This is a genomic window from Candidatus Nitrospira salsa (assembly GCF_965152625.1).
The window spans coordinates 134013-154075 of record NZ_CBCUCO010000003.1 but is presented as its reverse complement, the minus strand read 5'-3'; the positions used below and the strand labels follow the sequence as shown (position 1 = coordinate 154075).

The following is a 20063-nucleotide window of genomic DNA, read 5'->3' as shown; positions in this document are numbered from 1 at the left end:
TTGCTAAGTAGAGGTACTATTAATACGTCAGCATGGCAAAATGGCGAGAACGCCGCTGGCGGCTTTTTTCAACAGACCCAAAATTATGGAGAGAATTAACGATGAATCTGGATGTTGTCACCTAATCCGTTCGTTTTTAACAAAGGAGCAGAGGGTTGGTTATGATCCACTGTCCTCAGCGGTTGCCTGAGGGAGATCGAATGACCTTAGAGGGTAGCGATGATGCTTCCGGTTGGCTAGGGGGAGAAAAGGCTAGATTTTTTCTGCCTGACCTCAACATTGGGAAGGAATTGATGTCATGTGGCTATTTGTCATGCTTACTTCAGACATTAGAGCTCAGCCCATCGTTGAATCGTTGAGGTCGATTTATGAGATTCATCATTTTGCAAGTTGTATGATCAACCAATGTAAACGTCTAGGTGTCAATGCTCGCCATGGCAGGCGACACGTCGTCCTTGTCATAGGCGCCTTGGTTCTATCTGTACACAAGAGTAACAAGACGTTTTCTTGGTGCGGAGAGGTACTTATTAGCACATGCTCCTTGCATCCTCTCTCACTCGACTTGCTATACCTTGATATTAATTAACTGGCATTGCCGTGATCACTGCGGTGGCCAACATGATATATAAAGGTATGCCGATGGTGACGTTATAAGAAAAGGTCAACCCAAGTGAGGCAGCCAAGGGCAGAGTGGGGCTTGCTTCAGGAATGGCGAGTCGCTGAACAGCCGGAACGGCGATATACGATGCTGCTGCGCACAGTACAGCAAAGAGTGCATAGGTGCCGACCTCGAACGGATGACCGAGTACCATGCTGTATGCATGAGTCACGAGAATACCGATCATCGCAAAGACATTTGGAAGTAGTAGGGCAAATACGATGAAGCCTGAGCCTGCGTTCTTCAAGTCTTTGAGTCGTGAGCAAGCCGTCATTCCCATTTCCAAGAGGAAAAGACTTAGGACTCCGTGGAATAAGACCACAAAAAATTTATCGTCGACCTCGGTAACCTTGACCCCCTGCAACCGGCCGATGAATCCAATTAAAATTCCACCGAATAATAAATACAGGCCTGGGTTAAAGAAAACTTCATGTAAGACTTTTTTACTAAACACGCTTTGAGGCGGAGGTTGTTCATAGTCTGATGCCGCAGCGGCACCGACCGATTTCGCATAAACCGGGACTGTCGTCTCGTGTTCGCCCTTCTCATCTTGACTTTCGATATGTAAGGAATGAACGGGAGCACCTATGCTAGGGCGCGTGCTGGGATCGTAATCTGGTTCTCCTGGCATATTGCCGAAGGCGTCCATCTGTCCTGAATTACGAAGTCGTGAGACGAGGAAGAGGGCGACAAGGCAGCCCGGGATTTCCATCACAGCGAGTAAGACCGGCATATACGCCGCAAAGGCGATATTGGCGGCGGCCAGCACACCAACACAGGTAACAAATGTTCCCGCTGAGTCTGAGCCGTAGTAGCCTGCGACGGTTGCCGCATCGATTTGCCGAAGCTTTGTCATGTTTCGGAGGAAGAAATAGGCTATGGTCCCAATGATCGTGTTCGTGATGAAGCCGACGATCATGAACCCAAGCGCATGCTGAAGGTCAACAGCCTCTAGCATGGCCAATTCTTCGCCGCCGTGCCAGCCGATGGAGATCAACAGATATATCGAGATACTTTTATACAGAACATTCGGAAATTCAAACGGAACTTTAAGCAAAGGCACTAAGAAACCCATATAGAAAAAGAGCAACAGCGGTTTGAATAAGTTGTGAGTGAAGTTGTAGATAAAATCCTCAAGCATGAATTGCTCCTTGTCCTAAAGAAATATGCAACCTCGGCTATTTGCTAGTGGAGAGGTTTTGTACCTGAAAAGGTGAATCTGATATCTCAATGAGCTGAAGCCTAGGCTTATAGGTTTGAATTGAAAGTAAGATTTTATTCATCTTTAGGTGGTATAAATAAAAACAAATAGACAGAATGTCTCTACATGATGCAGGAAGCTCTAACTCTGTCTTTTGCAGGTAGAATGGAAATATCTGTTGAACGAAATTCAGGAAAATTGGCGTAGTAAGGCTCTTAAGGACGACGAATTTGTGAACCTGCGAACCTATCAAAATTTGTATGCTCTCTTCGGGTTCACTCTCTTCCATGTATGCCACATTTCTTGAAGTCCATTTCTGGTCCTAAGTTAAGCTGATAATGAAAAAAGCAAGATTGATTCCAGTCGAGGACACATTTACGAAACCTCAACATTTCATTTGAAATACGTGTATTTAGTGAATTTTATGGTTTTCCTTTTTCTACCCTTGAAGAAGCCCAACCTTTCATATGTGCGGAGACGCACTTGCGGTATAGTGCGAAGCTAAGCTGTGTTTTCAGAGATTGAACGAGCGGGAAGTAACATGTAAAGAAAAATTGATGTGAATGAGAGAAATCCCCTGAGATTATTTTATTAATTAGTGTCATTAAGCCTCGAAAGGTTTGTGACCGTCCTCGAGGAGCAAGTCATGTACAGCTGCTCTTGGCTATTCAAGGGAGATTGGAGAAAGTTAGCCAATGCTGTTCCCCTGACTCCTCCTTTGTGAATCGTATCTTGTTTGTTGGAGCACGAATTTCGTCGTTTGTTGTTCGTATTTCGTGGGAGAAGTCCTTCAGTTTTTTACGAGATACGAACGACGATTGGTTCGAAGGGCTAGAAGGTAATAACGGCCATGGTATATACATAATTGACATCGGCCGTACCTGGACTTTGTGGGACTCGATCAAAGTAGGAGCCTTTGAAAAAGCGGGTATAGCCCACTTGGAAGGAAGTATGGCGAAAATAGCCAGATTGAGGAGCCCAATTCACAGAAGTATCAAACATATTGCCGAGAAAGGTGCCCGCTCGACCAGTAGAGTCCTGTAGGCCACTGCCCACAAAAGGGCCACGACCATCGGCCAGCCAGAAAGTGCGATGAGACGCCATCAACTTAATTGTGGAAGTTGGTTGGAGGGTCGCACGAAATCCAACGGGTGAAAGTACATTAGATGGAAAGATGACTCCTAATATTCCGGTTGGCCCGTATTCTGCGCGGCGCTTCGCAAATAAGAAGTCAAAGTTCTTTCTTGGATTTGGGTCTCCTGAGGAATAGTCAAACAGGTAGACAAACCGAAGAGGCCAATCCGTTCCTAAACTGTACCCCACCTCACCGTGATGACGATGGGCGAAGTGATGAGTGCGGCCGACCTCTCCAACTTGATAGATCGATTCTATCTCATAATCCAATTGCTCTTTGACCGGAAGAGCAAAAAGTCGAAACCCGACAGTAGACAGATCACGTTTTTGAAGATGATTTCCTTCATTAAGTTGAAAGACATACAACTCCGCATTGGCCCATGGAACATGGCGGCTGGAAATCGCTGCCCCCGAAAAATAGGAACTGGGGGTGTTCCAATCCGGGCTGACAGAATGTCGCTGAACGGGTCGTGTCGCAAATGCGCGAAGTCCCCACTTTGAGCTTTTATCTCCACCAAAGGTCAATTGTACGCCATCAAATGTTGGGGTAAAGCTTCCAAACCGATGTCCGGCGACTAAGCGTCCTTGCCCAAAATCCATGATCAATCGTCCGACTTCTAGTTTTCCCGATAGCCCTGTGCCTAAAAAATTGTCAGTCACCACGTCAAGATGCAGTTGAAAAATATCCAAGTGATTGACAAAAATTGGTGACTGATCTTGCCCTCGATCTGCTAGAGGAGCGCGAAAATCAGCTAGTTCAAGTGTGAATCGGATTGGGTCCCAGATGTCTTTGATTCCCAGCAAGATTCTCGTCCGTTGATGAATCTGTTGATTGCTCCCTGCGGTGCCCCGAGTAAAGCTATGATCAAAGGTTTCATAACGAGTACGATGCTCAACACCCAAGTCTAACCATTCTGGAGTCGCTGCAGAAAGAGAATTTGGTTGTTGTAAGATGGCAGTCAAACGATCAAAATCACTCGGAAATTCTTTCGTATGATCTCCAGCTCCGAGCGAGACCTCAGTCCATGACAGTCCAATGACGACAAAAAGAAACGTTAAAAATCCTCGTTGAATTTCTATCATCAGTTCTCTTTCTCCTGAAAATTTGATTTGATGACTATGGCCGTCTGTACACAATTACGTAGACTTGCCCCTACGCAGGGACAGCAAAACTAATGCCATTAGGTAAAGGGTCGGTATATTCGATGAAAAGTTTGGAAAGTAATGATTAATGACGGGCTTCCTCATCGGTAAGGAATGGCCCTTGTCATGAGGTTCCGAGAAGATGGGGGGATATTATCCTCTGAATTCCCTGTTCCTATTTAAATGCTTTCATTCCTGTTTCCTTAAATCCTCAAACTGTCATCATTTCAGAAAAGAGTGCCAATTCACACCTACGTCATGTGCAGCATCGCACGCTGACCTATTGTTGAGTATGAATACTCCACCAGTTATACGAAGTGAAACAAATCAAAAAGTGTTGCGGATATTCATGATTGTCGACTGTCGAATGCCCATTACCTTAATACTGTTTTGTGAGTATAAACTTTGCAAGAGTTTAAAGAAGCTCATTGCTTCCAGCTCTTTCCTTTTTCCTTGGCTGGAGATCCTTTAAAAATCGTCCTTACATCCATCTGTCCAATAGCTTTCCTTTAACTATTGGGCAAAAGGACGGTTTTAGGGGATTTCTTCTCGACTGACATCTGGATGGAAAAGTTCTGTTACTTTTATAGCCGTTTCAGTTATACCGAATCGGTAGAGTATCGATTCGCTAAATTTGGATATTCCACTACGTGATATACAAGGTCAATTGCTGCCAGTTATAGCCGATTCAATGAACATCCGTACTCTTGACACGTTGGATATCGCGTTGAAAGTCTCCATGGTTTAGCTGGTACGTATTTGGATTCGCGATAATCCATGCAGATATAACCTGCCGATGTTTGAGGTGCAGTATTACGCTGCTAGGCGATCTGTAATTATCAATTCAGGGGGACAACCACATGTCAACGTCGGTGTCCTATTCAACCCAACGAGAGGTATGAAGCAACCGTCGCCTAGGGCTACCTTTTCAGTCAACTGGACTTGGGCACCTCTAAACCGTATGTCAGATGGCTTCTTGAAAGATCAACGTTGAAAGTCTGTGAAGAATGCAAGGCCTTCCAGGCAATCGTGCCCAAGCCTATCAGTTTGCAAGTAATTGGATTCGCTATACCGGCAAAAAAGGCTCAACTCTTTCCGAACGTCGACATGAAAAAAGTATTTGTATAGTATAAAGACGAGGAGTTCAGACTTCTTTATTCATTCTGAAAAGAAGGATTGTTATGCGTGCAACGATTTATGTTACTGATGATGAACAAAGTGTGTGTTCCGCATTAAGTCGACGTTTGACCAAATATGAACACCTGGTGAGAAGTTTTAATTCAGGAGAATCACTTATTAACGCCTTAGACAATGAAGTTCCTGATCTGCTTTTCCTGGATTTGAAAATGCCTGAAATGGATGGTTTAGAAACGTTAAAAAGGGTGCGAGAGATAACTCCGAAAACCCTGGTCATTATGTTAACCGCGTACGGAACCATCGAAGATGCCGTCGAAGCCATGCGCCTTGGAGCCTACGATTTTTTGATTAAATCGGTTGATTTTTCAACAGTTGAACCGGCACTGGACCGAGCGCTCAACTTCCTCGAGCTGAGGAGTCAGGTTGAGTACACCGCTTTGGAGAAACAACGCCAATATTCTTGGGAGCATGTGATTGCCAAGAGCCAGTCCATGGTAAAGGTCGTTGATCATTTGAAATCTCTTGCTGTTCAGGAGACACCTCTCATTTTCCTCCAAGGGGAGGTGGGGACAGGCAAAGAATTTTTGTCACGCGTTCTTCATTACAACAGCCCCAGGCACTTGGCGCCTTTTATCGCGGTCAGTTGCAACGAAGAAAGAGCCACTCTATTAGAGTCCCATTTATTTGGCTATGAACGAGGAGCCTTTAGCGGAGCCAGTCAGGCTAAGCACGGAAGCTTTGAACATTCCGACAAAGGCACTCTTTTGATTGATGGTCTTGAACATCTTCCATCTCAGGTTCAAGGATCCTTGGCTGAGGCGATTCGTACCCGTTCGTTCTGCCGAATGGGGGGGGTGGAACAGTTTCCTATTACGAATCGTTTTATACTGGCCAGTACGATTTCACCGAATCAACCAGGCCAGGGAAAAAACTTTCACCCTGAATTGCTTACGTTACTTCAAGGTAATCAAATTTCCATTCCACCTCTCCGGGAGCGTAGACAAGACATTATTCCTTTGGCCATGAAAATGATCCAAACCTATGGTGAAGAAATCGGTCGTCCAAAACTCGATATTGATTATTCGGTAACCGCCGTGTTGGGAAGTTATAAATTCCCGGGGAATATTCGAGAATTGGAGGCCATGATTAGAAGAGCATTATTGAGTTCGCAAGGCCCGGCTCTCACGTCTTTGGATTTTTATTCAGATGAAAAAATCATGTAAATTTCTTCTCTTCCTTGGAAGGAAAAAATTTCAAGGAACGAAGTGGATGTGAAGCATATTATTCTGCGTTCTCAATGAAATACGGCCTACGTTGCAACCAGGCAGTGCGGAATATCTCTTTGTCGAATTGACGGCAACTGCTCGCGCCGAAAATGTGAGAGCCGTATTGATAACTTCCATACTTGTCCTGGCCCTGAACTGGGGCCACTCACTCTGCATATTTCCACGTGATGCTCTACCTCCAGCTTTTCAGTCTGTCCCATCACTGCCGCCGCGTTCTGTTACTCGCTAAATAAGCCTTCTTTGCTATCATGTTGTGATGAATGTTCGTTTTCTTGTGCGTGTAGGTAACGATTTTTCTAGAGAGAGATAGAGGTCGTAGATGGATTTGTGGTTTTCGCTCACCTGTATTCGTGCATTTCCACTCGTATTGTCGCATCACAATTCTAATCATGTCGTTTGTGGCGCTTATATCTTATTTTATGAACCAAAATATTGAGCTGCTATCCTATGTAGTCGGCATTCCAGTTGCATTGAACAATATGAGTCAAGATTCAGTGCGTACATGTACTATAAAAAAAGTGACCTTCTACTCATGCAGGATATCTTCGAAGGGTTTGACATGAAAAAGCATAAATCGGTTTGCATTCGAGGTCCAGTGGCACATAATTGATTGGTGTCTCAACAGGTATGGGTAATCTGATGAATAAGGTTGAGAATGGGCATTCCCCTGCTGTCTTGATTGTCGATGACGATCCTGATTGTTGTGAAGTCCTTCGTCTGCGTCTCGAACATGAAGGGCTAAGGTGTCTAGTAGCAGAAAATGGGAAATCAGCACTTGAGATTATTCGGGAAAATTCGATCAGTTTTATTATTACGGACTTTCAAATGCCAGTAATGAATGGTTGCGAATTTCTTGAACAGCTTGCATTGGAAACTCCTCATCCTCCCCCAGCAATCATGGTTTCTGCAAATCTTACGGACATCATTCAAGAAAAAGCCTTTAAAGCCGGAGCGTTATATGTTTTCTCTAAGCCCTACGATCCTCAAAATATTTTACTCCTTGTTTTAAAATTCGTGAAGATGGCGTCTTAAAAAGACGAACCTCGACGCCAGCTCTTCTCCCCTGCAAAGAATCAGAGTCAAGTCTTTTCCGTACCCCATTCTTTCCTGATCACTTGGGGTGACCCAAGAGTTACTTTCGACTTCACCCGACGTTTAGATTTCCTATTTTTAGGAAGATAGTGGAGAAAGGTTGTGTGGCCATGGGTTACGTCGACAACACCTCTTATATCCGTTTCAAACTCCTTCTGATAATTGAGGCGTAATATTGCGAGGGTTCAGTCTCAATAATTCAACTAGAAATTCATTGCATTCGCATAATGTCACACTTTTCTACAGAGCCATGTGCAATACAGCACAATTGTGACGCAACCCTAGAAATGTTCAGGCATGAATTATGCTGGTTCATCATGTATGAAAAAAAATGAATCAGGCTTTGAATGTTAATCAGCATCAGCGTTGCATGGGTGCGGTCTTAGAATGAGCGGCATGTTTGATTTCGATCTTTTGTGCATTGGGAGTGGACCTGCTGGTCATCGAGCGGCTATCCAAGCCGCGAAGCTCGGGAAGCGAGCAGGAGTGATTGAACGACGGCAATCCGCGGGCGGCGTGTGCGTGGAACTTGGAACCATTCCCAGCAAAACCTTTCGTGAAGCTGTCTTATCCTATATGGCCACCAATCATCCTTTCCTGCACCTCCTGCACCAGACAGAAAGTCGGAGTCGCCACCGTCCGTCAGCTAGCCAATTATTTTCCCGTGTGCAGCTCGTCAGGAACCGAGAAGTTGACATGGTTGAAGATCAGCTGTGGAGAAACAATATCCAACTCATCATAGGTGAAGCCTCATTTAAAGAACCCCATACTCTCGTCATCACCTCAGGCAACGAAACAAGAACCGTCACGGCCGACAATATCCTTATTGCAGTGGGAACCAAGGCGGCGACTCCCCCAGGTATTGCCGTAAATGGCGAAAACATTGTCACCAGCGACGAGATGGTCTGCCTCACGCATTTACCAAAAAAACTTGTGGTCGTTGGAGCGGGTGTGATCGGAATGGAGTATGCTTCGATGTTTGCCGCACTGGAAATCGATGTCACGGTTGTGGACAAACGGGAGCACTTGTTGGATTTTTTAGATAATGAAATTGTCGAGGAACTCATTCATCAAATGAGAAAACGTGAGGTGACATTCCGGTTGGGAGAAGCCGTGGAAAAGGTGAACCTTACTGAAGGCCTTCCCAAACAAGCCGTGATTCAACTTGAATCCGGAAAACGAATTGTATCCGACATGGTCCTGTATTCGGCCGGGAGAATTGGTGCAACTGATCGATTGAACCTGGAAGGCGCAGAACTGACTGCGGATAATCGAGGACGGATTACCGTCGATCAAGAGTTTCGAACGAAGGTTCCACATATTTTCGCCGCCGGCGACATAATTGGATTCCCCAGTCTCGCAGCTACATCTGCTGCGCAAGGAAGACGAGCGGCGTGTCATGCGTTTGGAGTCAATGCCGGTCCCATGGATACACAGTTTCCATTCGGCGTGTATGCGATTCCAGAGATTTCCATGATTGGTGCGCATGAACATGACCTGACAGAGAAGAAAATTCCTTATGAAACGGGAGTGGCCCGTTATAAGGAAATCGCGCGAGGACAAATTCTTGGGGATGATAGTGGATTTTTGAAAATGGTGTTTCATCGAGAGACTCGAAAACTGTTAGGCGTCCATGCGATCGGCACTGGAGCCACTGAGCTCATTCATATTGGGCAAGCGGTATTGGAATTAGGGGGTGGCCTCGACTACTTCCTTGATCACGTCTTCAATTATCCGACACTTGCGGAATGTTATAAGGTGGCCGCCTTGAATGCCTATAACAAACTCTCACAATAGGATGAAGACTTGATACTAGTGTAGATGTTCGGGGCTCGAAGTGAACACATATATTTATTAGTAGGAATCTCAAGGAGTACCGTATGTCGATGGTAAGCATGTTTCCTGTCCAACAGGATTCTGGTCGAGTAAGCGCACGACTCCTTGTAGTTTTGGACAAAAGAAATTGACGTCTCATAGTACGTATTGGATATCAAATTTGAGCAAGTTGGCGCTTCATCGATTCGGTATAACTGAAGCGGCTATAAGCGATTCATTTTTTATCGAAATAAAGTACATTCAATAGACTACCCCGCTGCAAGCAACGGGGTGGTCTATTGAAAGATTATGATTGGTACGCGGTAAGCCATGGGGAATGAATTGCACAATTAATCATTAAGAGAAACTCATACCGGCCATTCTACCGAAGGGTTATGCTAGGAGAGATTATTCGAGTATATGGAATCAAAATCATAATCAAAGCCATATTTGAGCAGGAGTTTTTGTATGCGGGGACTTAAGATGAAATCGAAAAAATTTTCCGCAACTTTCAAGGATGCTTCTCGACAAGTCCATACTACTGCTTGGCCGAACTGGACTGGTATATGCATTCCGGTTGGAGCCTCATCAATAATACGCACTTGTGGATTGTTGATCGCATCCGCACGGTAGATGATACCCAAGTCCGCCTTCCCCGTGTGGATCAAATTCACGATATCTTCTGCGTGTTGTGCATAGAGAAGCTTGGGTCGATTCTTATAGGCGGGATCAAGATTGGTGAGTGCCCGTGCCGTGATTTTTCCCAGCGACGAAGTTTTTGGATCGCCCAGAGCAATGCGGGTCGCTCCATTGGGCAATGCCTCGTTAAAAGAAACTGGCATGACCCGAGAGGTCGCTGACATGACGAGCACGAGAGAGGTCTGGGCGTAGATCTGATGGCCGCCGTTGAGCGTCAGATTCTTGTCTTGCAGTTTTTCAACTTCCTCAACCGCAGCAGGGAGAAAGATATCGATCGGAGCACCTTGTTCTATTTGCCGTCGAAGTATGGGCGACGGACCGTACACGACCTCTAGGGTCGCACCATATTCTTTCTCAAACATCGGGACAATTTCCTGTAATGCTGACCTTAAGCTTGGGGCAGCCCCAATTTTCAGATCTTCAGCCTGAACAGCCTCCTCAGTTGCCACAACACCGAGGATGCTACCGACCAGCGCTATTGCCATACCAAGTTTCCGAACTCCAACCATTGTACACCTCTTCCTGTCCAATTGGGTCTTACCCGTAGAATGAATAAATGAGCCTGAATCAATTATCAATCAGATAGATCCTGAGGGACATTTCTACGCGACCTTGTTCAAAGTCGCAGGTACCCATCCTCTCCTGTTGATCATATCTCGCACAACTCATACATGCTCCTCGTCCTTTTGATCTCACATGGTATTGCTGAAGATGCGAGTGAACAAATTATATGAACAGCAAGATCAATACCTGTTGTCGATTCATAGAAGAAAATGAAGAAAACTCTTTATAACGTAATCTTTTTTGACGAATTCTCTAGAATTGCTTGTCTATGCATCTGACCCGCTTGCTGGGTGGAATTGTGAGATTGTGCACAATGCGCTCAGTGCAAAAAGTCACTACCTATTTTTTATGCTCGTTACTGACCAAGATTTTTGACGTGATGCTGATGTGACGATGCTGCGCTCATAATGTGCACGTACCCTGCTGTGGTTTCCCTGGATGTCGAGATATTTCCATTTGGTAAGGATTTTGCTTTTAGCTAATTTGCTTTTAGTCAAAATGAATATTTTGATTGTGAGAGGAAACCCAATCACAGCAACTAAAAAAATTGTTGAGGGTTAATGTTGTTCAACAAAGAAGAAACTCAAACTGTTTTTAGGAGGCTTCGCGCATGAACGAGCTGGTCCTCATAGCCTTGCGACGACCGTATACCTTCGTCGTCATGACCATTCTCATCGTGCTATTGGGAGTTCTGACGATACGCCACATGCCGACTGACGTCTTCCCGAATATCACGACTCCCGTCACCTCCGTGGTTTGGATTTACTCTGGCATGCTTCCGCAGCAAGTGGAAGGACGTATTACCTATCTGTTCGAACGCTTCCTAACATCAACGGTGGAAGGTATTAAGTACATCCATAGTCACTCGTATTTCGGTAGCAGCATTACCAATATTTTTCTCCAGGATGGAGTCGACGTGGGCAGGGCTGAAGCAGATATCGTGGGCATTGCGCAAAACGTCGTCAATGCCCTGCCCCCCGATATTTCGCCGCCGATGGTCATGCGTCTTGCTCCATCTTCAATCCCCGTGGCCATGCTTCAAATCAGTTCCGACCACATGACACCTGCGGAACTCTATAATCTCGTCTATATGAGAATCCGTCCTCTGCTTGTGACGGTGCCGGGAATCGTTCTGCCGCATCCCTATGGCGGTCAAGACATGCAGGTCATGGTTAATCTCGATCAACAGAAATTGCTCGCCCGTCAACTCACACCAGCGGACATTCATAAGGCGCTCATGCAGCAATATCTGGTGCTGCCTTCCGGCGACATCAAGATTAAGCAAACCGACTGGATCGTCCAGACGAACGCGTCACCGTTAAAGATTGAAGATTTCGCTAACTTTCCGATCAAGCGGGAAGGCAATGCATTTGTCTACTTGCGCGACGTGGCCACGGTGCGCCTCATGGGTCGTGTGCAGCAGAACTCAGTGCTGGTGGATGGAAAACAGACGGTGATTCTTGTCGCGATGAAGAGCACGGAGGCCTCGACGCTCGACGTCGTCGATGGGATCAAAAAAATGATCCCTCGTGCCGAGGATATCTCTCCGGAGGGCGTGGAGATCAAGCTCCTCGACGACGCCTCAACGTTCGTGAAAGAATCGATCGCGGACGTTCTGCATGAAATGCTGCTGGCGGGGGCACTGGTCGGCCTCATCGTCCTGTTGCTGCTCGGCTCATGGAGGGCTACGGTTATCGTCTGGACCTCGATCCCGCTTTCCATTTTGACTGCCATCATCGGTCTGCATCTGCTCGAAGAGACTATCAACGTCATGACCTTGGGTGGGTTGGCGTTGGCCGTCGGTATTCTGGTCGATGATGCGACCGTGATGATTGAGAATATCGATCGTCATATTGAAATGGGTAAGCCACTGGAACAGGCTATCATTGACGCTGCTAATCAGATTGTCGTCCCAACGCTCGTTGCCACCCTCTGCATCGCGATTGTCTGGCTGCCGCTCTTCGGGCTTGGAGGCGTCGCCGGCTACCTATTCAAACCCATGGCTGAGGCGGTCATCATCGCGATGATCGCTTCCTTTATCCTGTCGCGTACACTGGTGCCGACCATGGCAAAATATATGTTAAAGGATCATCATGTCGCCGCCTCATGAACAGCCTGGACAACCTGGCGTGGAATCATCGCGCAACGTCTTTGTCCGCTTTCAAAAAGGATTCGAACGCCGATTCAATCAGTTCCGCGAGGGCTATGGTTCGCTGCTTGAACAGGCGATCGCCCGTCGAAGGGTCTTCGTGACGATCACGCTGGCCATCGCGGTATGCTCCACTTCTCTTTTTTTCTTCCTCGGGCGCGATTACTTTCCCGAGATTAGATCGGGCATCATGACGATGCATATGCGGGCGCCGCTCGGGACGCGCATTGAGGTTTCAGGACGCATTGCCACTCTCGTCTCCAACAGTATCCAGGAATTGCTGCCCGGCCAGGTCGAAAACATTGTCAGTAATTGTGGCCTGCCCGTCGGACCGCACAACCTTGCCTTCATTCCGACGCCGACGATCGGCTCCCAGGATTGTGACCTGACGATTCTCTTGAAGAATGAAAAGTCGCCGGTGTGGGATTATCGGCGCATTCTCCGGAAGGGGTTGAGAGAACGTTATCCGGGAACCGTATTCACGTTTCAACCGTCCGATCTGACGGCCAAAATTCTCAACTTCGGCGCGCCTGCGCCGATCGATGTGCAAGTCAACGGCCCGGATATGTACCCCAACTATGAGTATGCCCGCAAATTGGTGGGTAAGTTTCGCGAGATTCCTGGCGCTGCAGACGTCGTGATCCAGCAGACGATGCGTACGCCGACCCTCATGGTCAACGGCAATCGCACGTTCGGACTCGGCGTCAACAGATCCTTGAAGGAAATGGCTGACAATCTGCTCATGACGACTGCCGGGAGCCAACAGGTCGACCAGACCTATTGGCTCGATCCCACGACCGGCATGTCGTACCTGATCAATATCTATACGCCGCAGGCGCAAATTAACAGTGTCAATAGTCTCAAAACCATCCCGGTCGAGTCATCGAGCAATTCTTCTAATGATAAAGGTGTGCAGCTTCTCGGTAATTTGGCTGAAATTTCAGCGACGGGAACGCCAGGTGTCGTCACGCATGGGAACATTATGCCGCTGTTCAATATTTATGTATCTGCAGAGGGGCGCGATCTTGGTGGTGTCTTGGCGGATGTCGAAAAAGTTGCCAAGAGTATGGAGGACGAGATGCCACGCACCGCCAATCTCGAAATCCATGGTCAGGCCTCGCTGATGCACGACGCCTATTTTGAGCTGATCTTCGGACTGATATTCGCGGTTGCGCTAGTCTATCTGCTAATTGTCATCAACTTCCAATCTTGGCTGGATCCCTTCATCATCATTACCGCCCTGCCCGGCGCATTAGCGGGTATTGCGTGGGCGTTATTCCTGACCCATACACGGCTTTCGGAGCCCGCACTCACGGGTGCGATCATGACCATGGGCACGGCGACGGCCAATTCGATCCTTGTGGTGTCCTATGCACGTGAGCGGCTCCAAGAGCATGGTGACGCGCTGCGGGCCGCAATCGAAGCTGGCGTGACCCGCTTTCGTCCGGTGCTCATGACGGCCTTGGCGATGATCTTCGGGATGGTTCCCATGGCGATAGGATATTCTACGAATGCGCCGCTGGGTCGCGCCGTGATCGGCGGTTTACTCGCGGCCACTCTCTTCACCTTATTTTTCGTACCCTGTGTTTACGCGATGATCTATAACCGGCGAGCGGTTCGCCAGAAGGCCGATGCATACAATGGGTAAGATTCTGCGTGGAAAGCTTGTGGTTATCTTAGCGATTTTCCTGGTCGCGCTCTATCTCGGCTATCGGTTTTATGAGAACGAAAGCGCCTCCGCTGTGCTGCGCGAACAGACGCTCGAAGACTCCATCTCCACTGTAGCGGTCATCAAGGCAAAACCGGTGCCGCCGACCGAGACCATTACGCTCCCTGGAAATGTTCAGGCCTGGTTTCAGGCGCCAATTTACGCGCAGGTCTCGGGCTATGTGAAGATGTGGTACAAGGACTACGGCGGAATGGTGAAAAAAGGCGATATCCTCGCCGAAATCAATGCGCCGGCCCTCGACGCCCAATATGCGCAGGCCAAAGCGGACCTGAAGTCGGTGAGCGCCATCTATGATCTCGCCAAGATCACCGCGAAGCGCTGGTCGGCGCTGCGCAAAAACCATGCGGTGTCCGAACAGTCGATATCGGTGAAGGTGGCAGAGGCAAAAGCCGAATTGGCGAAGGTGAGGGCAGCGGAGCAAAACGTCAGGAACTTCGAAGCATTAATTCGGTTCAAAACCATTATCGCGCCCTATGACGGCGTCGTGACCGAGCGCAACATCAATGTCGGTGACTACGTCAACAAAGAAGGCACGATCAGCACTCCCGGCTCGATCAGTAATCTCTTTACGGTGGCCGACGTCAGCATGTTGCGTCTCTTTGTCTCTGTGCCGGAGTCGTTCGGGCCTTTCCTTCAGCCGGGATTGACGGCCGACGTGACGGTGCCGCAATTGCCCGGTCGTCGTTTTACCGCTAAATTCCTGACCGTTGCGCGTGGATTCGACGTCAACACACGCACCGCAATTACCATCTTCACAATCGAAAACGAAGACAGGGCCCTCTGGCCTGGCTCCTACGCCGAAGTCCATCTCACGGCTCCGGTTGACCGGAATGTGGTCACGATTCCGTCTACCGCATTGGTGTTCCAGGAGCACGGCACACAAGTGGCTGTGGTGACAGAGGATGAGCGAGTGCATATGAAGCCGATTACCGTGAGCAAACTCCTTGACAGCGCCGTCGAAGTAGCAGAGGGGATTTCCGTCACCGACCGAATCGTTAACAATCCAAGCGCCGCGCTGCTCGAAGGTGACACTGTCCGCATCGTGACGCCGGCGCCCGGTTACGACATCCTTGGGACAGACACGCTTGTTCCAAGGGAGGCACCGGCGTCAATGAAAGCTCCCACACCCATGAAAGCCCCGGGAGCCATGGAGGCACCCTTGCCACATGAGATGCCCGCTCCCATGGATCCACCCGTGCCCATGGAGCCACCGGCGACCATGGAGGTGCCCGCGCGCAAGAAGGCACCGGCGTCAATGGAAGTCCCCGCGCCCAAAAAAATTACGGCATTAAAAGAGCAAGCTTCGCAATGATCGTGGATAACACATGATGTATAAAAAAGTACGAACATGCCCCAAAATGTCATGCATCTCTTGCGCTCGCGTGTGGTGTTGCGGCTTGTTACTGTTGACCCTCAATTTACCGGCTTGCAGTTGGTTCCCGGCCGTCGATCTGGCGCCTGACTATGATCCCCCTCAATACGTTGTTCCAGCCACATGGCATGGGGCAAGTCCCTTCGTCGAGGCGAAGCCGTCGGATGGTGAATTACGACCGGATTGGTGGAAACTGTTTAACGATCCAATTCTGAACAGCCTTGAAGAACAGGCCATGGTGGCCAATCCGGATTTGCAGGCCGCCGCTGAACGGTTCGTTCAGGCGCGCGATGTGATGATGAAGGCGCGATCGCAGTACTTGCCTCGCGCCGGCCTGGGGTTTGACGCTTCAAACAATCGGCAATCTCGCAATCGTCTGTTTCGTGGCCTTGATGAACCCAATCAGGACACGAACATTTCCACGGGGGGACTTGCGTCCTGGGAGCCAGATTTTTGGTCGGCACTTCGTAATGCCACGCGTGCCGAACTTTACCGAGCCGAGGAGCGGGCTGCTGACTATGGACTCGCGCGGCTCAGCCTTCAGGCAGAAATTGGAGCGAACTATTTCACGCTCCGTGGATACGACGCGCAGATGGCGATTTATTCTCAATCGATCGCTCTCTACAAACGCTCGCTTGCCCTTGTGAAGGCCCAGTTTGCTGGCGCGATTGCGTCGGCACTCGACGTCGCCCGTGTCGAATCTTTGCTGTATAGCACAGAGACAAAATTAGCCCAGATAGAAGGCCAACGCCAAGTGACGGAACAGGCGATTGCCATCCTCGTCAACGTGGCGCCGGCTAGCTTCACGCTTAAACCGGTCGACGACCTTCGAGTGGCAGATTTCGCAATTCCCAAGACAATTCCTTCCACCTTGCTAGAGCGTCGACCAGACATCGCTGGAATGGAGCGCCGGATGGCGCAAGCGAACCGCGTCATTGGTATCGCCCGTGCGGCCTTTTTCCCCGAGGTGAGTTTTTCGGCCGGTGGTGGGTTCGAAGACGCTGGATTCAGTCTGATAAAGCTCGCCACGAGTTTCTGGTCCTACGGGTCTACTATTTCCCTGCCGGTCTTCCAGGGTGGGTATCGCCGCGCTCAATTGCAACAGGCCTGGTCGGCCTATCGCGAGACGGAAGATCGATACCGTTCGACGGTGCTCAACGCTTTTCGCGAAGTCGAAAACAATTTGAGTCTCACCAATCGGTTAACCCTTGCCGCCAATCGACAGGATGCCGCTGTCGGAGCTACGCTCAAGGCGCAAAATTTGACGACGGAGCTCTATCAAGGCGGGCTAGCTTCCAGCCTTGAACTCATTTATGCGCAGGTCGCCACGCTGATAGCTCGCATTGAATCAGTACAGATCAAGGCTGAACTGCTGAAAACCTCGGTTGCTCTCATCCGTGCGCTTGGCGGAGGCTGGAATCGTAACCAATTGCCCGCCGATGAGCAGATTCAACCCTTCGGCACGTTCCAATATGTCGATCTTGACAAACCGCCGTCTGCCGGGGGAATCGATGTCAACGCAGGCACTAACTCGGTAAATAATGATTTGACAAAGCCTTCAGTTCCTTAACCGTCGTCACCAAGATTCATCAATCATCTTGAGAGCATGGTTGCCTTGAGCAGATTTTTGGGATGGCTATGTATAAAATGGGATACCAAAAACGGGAGCGCGCCATGTCAAGTATGAACGGTTTGAGCTTCCCAATTAAGCTAGCGGTGGAAATTGTGTATGACTATGAATGATCAAAGCATAAACTGGAATAACGACATTGAGTAGTGGCTGTGCTGCCATCTGTTACCGTTCAGGGTATACATATTTGATAAACAGCAATACCTTGAGAGCCATAAGCAATGGCAATGTTGGCTTTTCGAAGCGTGTTGTCTGCAATTCAAGCGAATTGAACGAATGCTTCCTTCACAACTTCATTACGTGCACAGTGATGCCGTTTAACTAACCTCCGCTCCTCGCCCAATTGATGGAAATCGAGCCGGGCCTGAGTCGGTTGACTGAACTCATCTCATCCTGTTTGAACAGAATAGGAGAAAGGCTCTATGTTGTGATCAGCGAGTTCGACTTGACGTTTTGTGAGGGATTTACAGGATTGCGAAGTGCAACGGAAGAATGGGTCGAGTAAGGACAAACAATCAAGGTGTTCATTGGAAGCTTTTGTCCATGGAATGTTGGACATCGAAAAATGGAACCTTCGGGTCTATAGCCGTTCCAATGAGTTTCCGAACGTATGAAGCGGTGTTTCGCGCTGAGTTGACTTATTTGAATCGGCTGGAAGTTATTTGGATTCGCTATATATAGTGAATCAAAATGATGGTAGTCTTTGCTAACGTCTAGATTTAGCCAAACTTTCTTTTGAATTTTTCTAATCCTGATCCCTGAGTACCTCTGGCCTCTACCAATCTTTTTGTTCCGCCTAACTCACACCGCTGCAACTCATAGACGATTGTCTGAGTAAAGTACATTTTCAGACGTGGACGTAGGTGAGAGAGTGTTCCACTGGTCTTCTCTTTCCTTGACCGTAGAATTTTCAAAAATTAGGGCGGAGGTAACAGGGGTTGAATGACGACAGATCATTCAACCACCTGGGAACTTCCTAAAGACTCCACGAACTGATTGTTTTGCCTGTTTCATCACATGGCTTAAACATAAGTGGAGTCAGGTCAATAAATCTCCAACTATTTAAAAAATCCGTCGAGTCGTCTCATCGATATGAGCCAACCATCTGTGCTGATATGCGCCTCTACCAGATCCCCATATTGAATATCTCCAATCATCGCTGTAAACCGATCTATTCGGAGGGGGGTCTCTGTGCCGATTGCATCTTTTACGACCACCACATACTCTCCCATACTTTGCACTTCACCGGTGACCGCTTTTATGTTCAAAGCGGGAAGTGAATTCGATTTATTGGTAGTAAGTTTCCCCCAATCGGTCGAAGCGAACACCGACCCTGCGTTACAGAGCAAAGAGGCTGCAAGGATCATCAAGGAAATTTGAAAAAACCGTGGGTGTTTCATAATCTTACCTCCTTCACATGAAAGGTTGGTTGAATTGACAAAAACTTCGATTCCATCTGACCGTGTTTCTTAAAACAAATACAAAGTCAGTAACCCCGGTACTATCAGATATAGATATTCAAATAGACGATTTTACTTCTGGATCATCATATATCTTTTTTTTGTAAAAATTTTAGGGCGATACAAACCATAGGCTTAGGTTCTTCTTATTGGTGCTAACTAAAGCAAAGCAACGTTTATACCTTTTTCTTGGTGTCACTCGTTTGCGTTGATTCTTTATGCTTTTCCAGAAAGAGAAACATGAGAGGAAATCAAAATTCTTGCAGAAGTGTTCAAAACTGCACGTTTTGCACTGTGCAAAAAAGTTGACTGCATAGACCCTAATGGAAGTAACGCTCTTTCACTTCATCACTTTATTACAAAGAAGGGGGAGTATGATTTACTTCTTATCCAGATCCTATAGCCATTTCAGTTATACCGAAACGATGAAGCACCAACTTGCTCAATTTTGATGTCCCATACGTGATATGAGACGTCAATCATTATCAGTTATAGCCGATTCAATGATTTTTCGTACTCGTGACACATGGGATATCGCGTTGAAAGTCCTCATGGTTGAGCTGGAGCGTATTTGTATTCGCTATAATCCAAGCGGGTATAACATTCCAAGGTTTGAAGTAGGTAAGCACGCTAAGGTACTTGGATACCAGTAATGGGGACCTCAAAAGAATGAAGTCGTCATGGCAAACTGTTCATCAGTTACGTTTGGTCCTACGAACAATCGTATCCAAGGGTTAGTCCTACTGGAACTTATTTGGCTTCGCTATAACCCTATTTTTTCTCGTCTTACATTCATTTGAAAGAGTCGCTAGGAGCACTGTTGCTTTTGCTTCACCGTTGATGCTGTCGCTCTAGGAAAACGACTCTTCTTGTAAGTTTAGGTCTCGTGCGTTGAGAGCGTAACCTCATATTATTTACGAAACCTTTTCGTTGTGTAGAGCGAATATGAACGAACAAGAATGTGAGGTATTGCACGAATTCCAGCGGGAAAGAA

11 protein-coding genes and 1 pseudogene are annotated in these 20063 nt (G+C 47.8%); 8 read left to right on the top strand and 4 right to left on the bottom strand.

Translation table 11 applies throughout. From position 1 onward, the window contains the following. The first annotated feature begins 161 nt into the window (after positions 1-161). Positions 162-359 (top strand): hypothetical protein, encoded by a 198-nt coding sequence (locus ACWQXP_RS12175; RefSeq protein ID WP_454063142.1) that lies wholly within the window; start codon positions 162-164, stop codon positions 357-359. A 219-nt stretch (positions 360-578) separates the two neighbouring features. On the opposite strand, the gene ACWQXP_RS12170 is transcribed toward ACWQXP_RS12175, so the two are convergent. Together ACWQXP_RS12170 and ACWQXP_RS12165 are read right to left on the bottom strand one after the other, a co-directional pair. Then, positions 579-1799, bottom strand: a complete 1221-nt coding sequence (locus tag ACWQXP_RS12170; RefSeq protein WP_454063141.1) for a sodium-dependent bicarbonate transport family permease — start codon at positions 1797-1799, stop codon at positions 579-581. Positions 1800-2690: 891 nt separating this feature from the next. After that, entirely contained in the window at positions 2691-4076 is a 1386-nt protein-coding gene (locus tag ACWQXP_RS12165; protein ID WP_454063140.1) for an alginate export family protein, read from the bottom strand. A 1241-nt stretch (positions 4077-5317) separates the two neighbouring features. Here ACWQXP_RS12165 and ACWQXP_RS12160 point away from each other — a divergent pair. From ACWQXP_RS12160 to sthA, 3 genes are all read left to right on the top strand, one after another. Beyond that, a complete protein-coding gene (locus ACWQXP_RS12160) occupies positions 5318-6496 on the top strand; it encodes a sigma-54-dependent transcriptional regulator (protein ID WP_454063139.1) in 1179 nt (392 codons plus the stop codon). Between the two features lie 702 nt (positions 6497-7198). After that, positions 7199-7591, top strand: a complete 393-nt coding sequence (locus ACWQXP_RS12155; protein WP_454063138.1) for a response regulator — start codon at positions 7199-7201, stop codon at positions 7589-7591. 456 nt (positions 7592-8047) lie between these two features. Further along, positions 8048-9448 (top strand): Si-specific NAD(P)(+) transhydrogenase, encoded by a 1401-nt coding sequence (gene sthA / locus ACWQXP_RS12150; protein ID WP_454063137.1) that lies wholly within the window; start codon positions 8048-8050, stop codon positions 9446-9448. 416 nt (positions 9449-9864) lie between these two features. Here the strand turns inward: sthA and modA are convergent, their stop codons facing one another. Beyond that, the gene (gene modA, locus ACWQXP_RS12145) at positions 9865-10674 is read right to left on the bottom strand and encodes a molybdate ABC transporter substrate-binding protein (protein ID WP_454063136.1); all 810 of its coding nucleotides are present in this window, start codon (positions 10672-10674) and stop codon (positions 9865-9867) included. A 665-nt stretch (positions 10675-11339) separates the two neighbouring features. On the opposite strand from modA, the pseudogene ACWQXP_RS12140 reads away from it, so the two are divergent. The 3 genes and pseudogenes from ACWQXP_RS12140 (at position 11340) to ACWQXP_RS12130 (ending at position 17549) form a co-directional block, all read left to right on the top strand. After that, a pseudogene (locus ACWQXP_RS12140) lies at positions 11340-14526 on the top strand (efflux RND transporter permease subunit). Beyond that, complete coding sequence (locus ACWQXP_RS12135) at positions 14519-15919, top strand: efflux RND transporter periplasmic adaptor subunit (RefSeq protein ID WP_454063135.1); 1401 nt, start codon at positions 14519-14521, stop codon at positions 15917-15919. Before ACWQXP_RS12140 ends, ACWQXP_RS12135 begins: the two are co-directional and overlap by 8 nt. A 46-nt stretch (positions 15920-15965) precedes the next feature. Further along, complete coding sequence (locus tag ACWQXP_RS12130; RefSeq protein WP_454063494.1) at positions 15966-17549, top strand: efflux transporter outer membrane subunit; 1584 nt, start codon at positions 15966-15968, stop codon at positions 17547-17549. Positions 17550-18667: 1118 nt separating this feature from the next. Here the strand turns inward: ACWQXP_RS12130 and ACWQXP_RS12125 are convergent. Next, a complete protein-coding gene (locus ACWQXP_RS12125) occupies positions 18668-19009 on the bottom strand; it encodes a hypothetical protein (RefSeq protein ID WP_454063134.1) in 342 nt (113 codons plus the stop codon). Between the two features lie 563 nt (positions 19010-19572). Between ACWQXP_RS12125 and ACWQXP_RS12120 the strand changes: the two genes are divergently transcribed. Beyond that, the gene (locus ACWQXP_RS12120; RefSeq protein ID WP_454063133.1) at positions 19573-19722 is read left to right on the top strand and encodes a hypothetical protein; all 150 of its coding nucleotides are present in this window, start codon (positions 19573-19575) and stop codon (positions 19720-19722) included. The last annotated feature ends 341 nt before the right edge of the window (positions 19723-20063 follow it).

Bases quoted from the DNA above. Each gene is read 5' to 3' on its own strand.
- ACWQXP_RS12125 (WP_454063134.1), bottom strand. From the start codon at position 19,009: ATGAAACACCCACGGTTTTTTCAAATTTCCTTGATGATCCTTGCAGCC.
- ACWQXP_RS12120 (WP_454063133.1), top strand. From the start codon at position 19,573: ATGATTTTTCGTACTCGTGACACATGGGATATCGCGTTGAAAGTCCTC.
- modA (WP_454063136.1), bottom strand. From the start codon at position 10,674: ATGGTTGGAGTTCGGAAACTTGGTATGGCAATAGCGCTGGTCGGTAGC.
- ACWQXP_RS12165 (WP_454063140.1), bottom strand. From the start codon at position 4,076: ATGATAGAAATTCAACGAGGATTTTTAACGTTTCTTTTTGTCGTCATT.
- ACWQXP_RS12135 (WP_454063135.1), top strand. From the start codon at position 14,519: ATGGGTAAGATTCTGCGTGGAAAGCTTGTGGTTATCTTAGCGATTTTC.
- ACWQXP_RS12160 (WP_454063139.1), top strand. From the start codon at position 5,318: ATGCGTGCAACGATTTATGTTACTGATGATGAACAAAGTGTGTGTTCC.
- ACWQXP_RS12175 (WP_454063142.1), top strand. From the start codon at position 162: ATGATCCACTGTCCTCAGCGGTTGCCTGAGGGAGATCGAATGACCTTA.
- ACWQXP_RS12130 (WP_454063494.1), top strand. From the start codon at position 15,966: ATGTCATGCATCTCTTGCGCTCGCGTGTGGTGTTGCGGCTTGTTACTG.
- ACWQXP_RS12170 (WP_454063141.1), bottom strand. From the start codon at position 1,799: ATGCTTGAGGATTTTATCTACAACTTCACTCACAACTTATTCAAACCG.
- sthA (WP_454063137.1), top strand. From the start codon at position 8,048: ATGTTTGATTTCGATCTTTTGTGCATTGGGAGTGGACCTGCTGGTCAT.
- ACWQXP_RS12155 (WP_454063138.1), top strand. From the start codon at position 7,199: ATGAATAAGGTTGAGAATGGGCATTCCCCTGCTGTCTTGATTGTCGAT.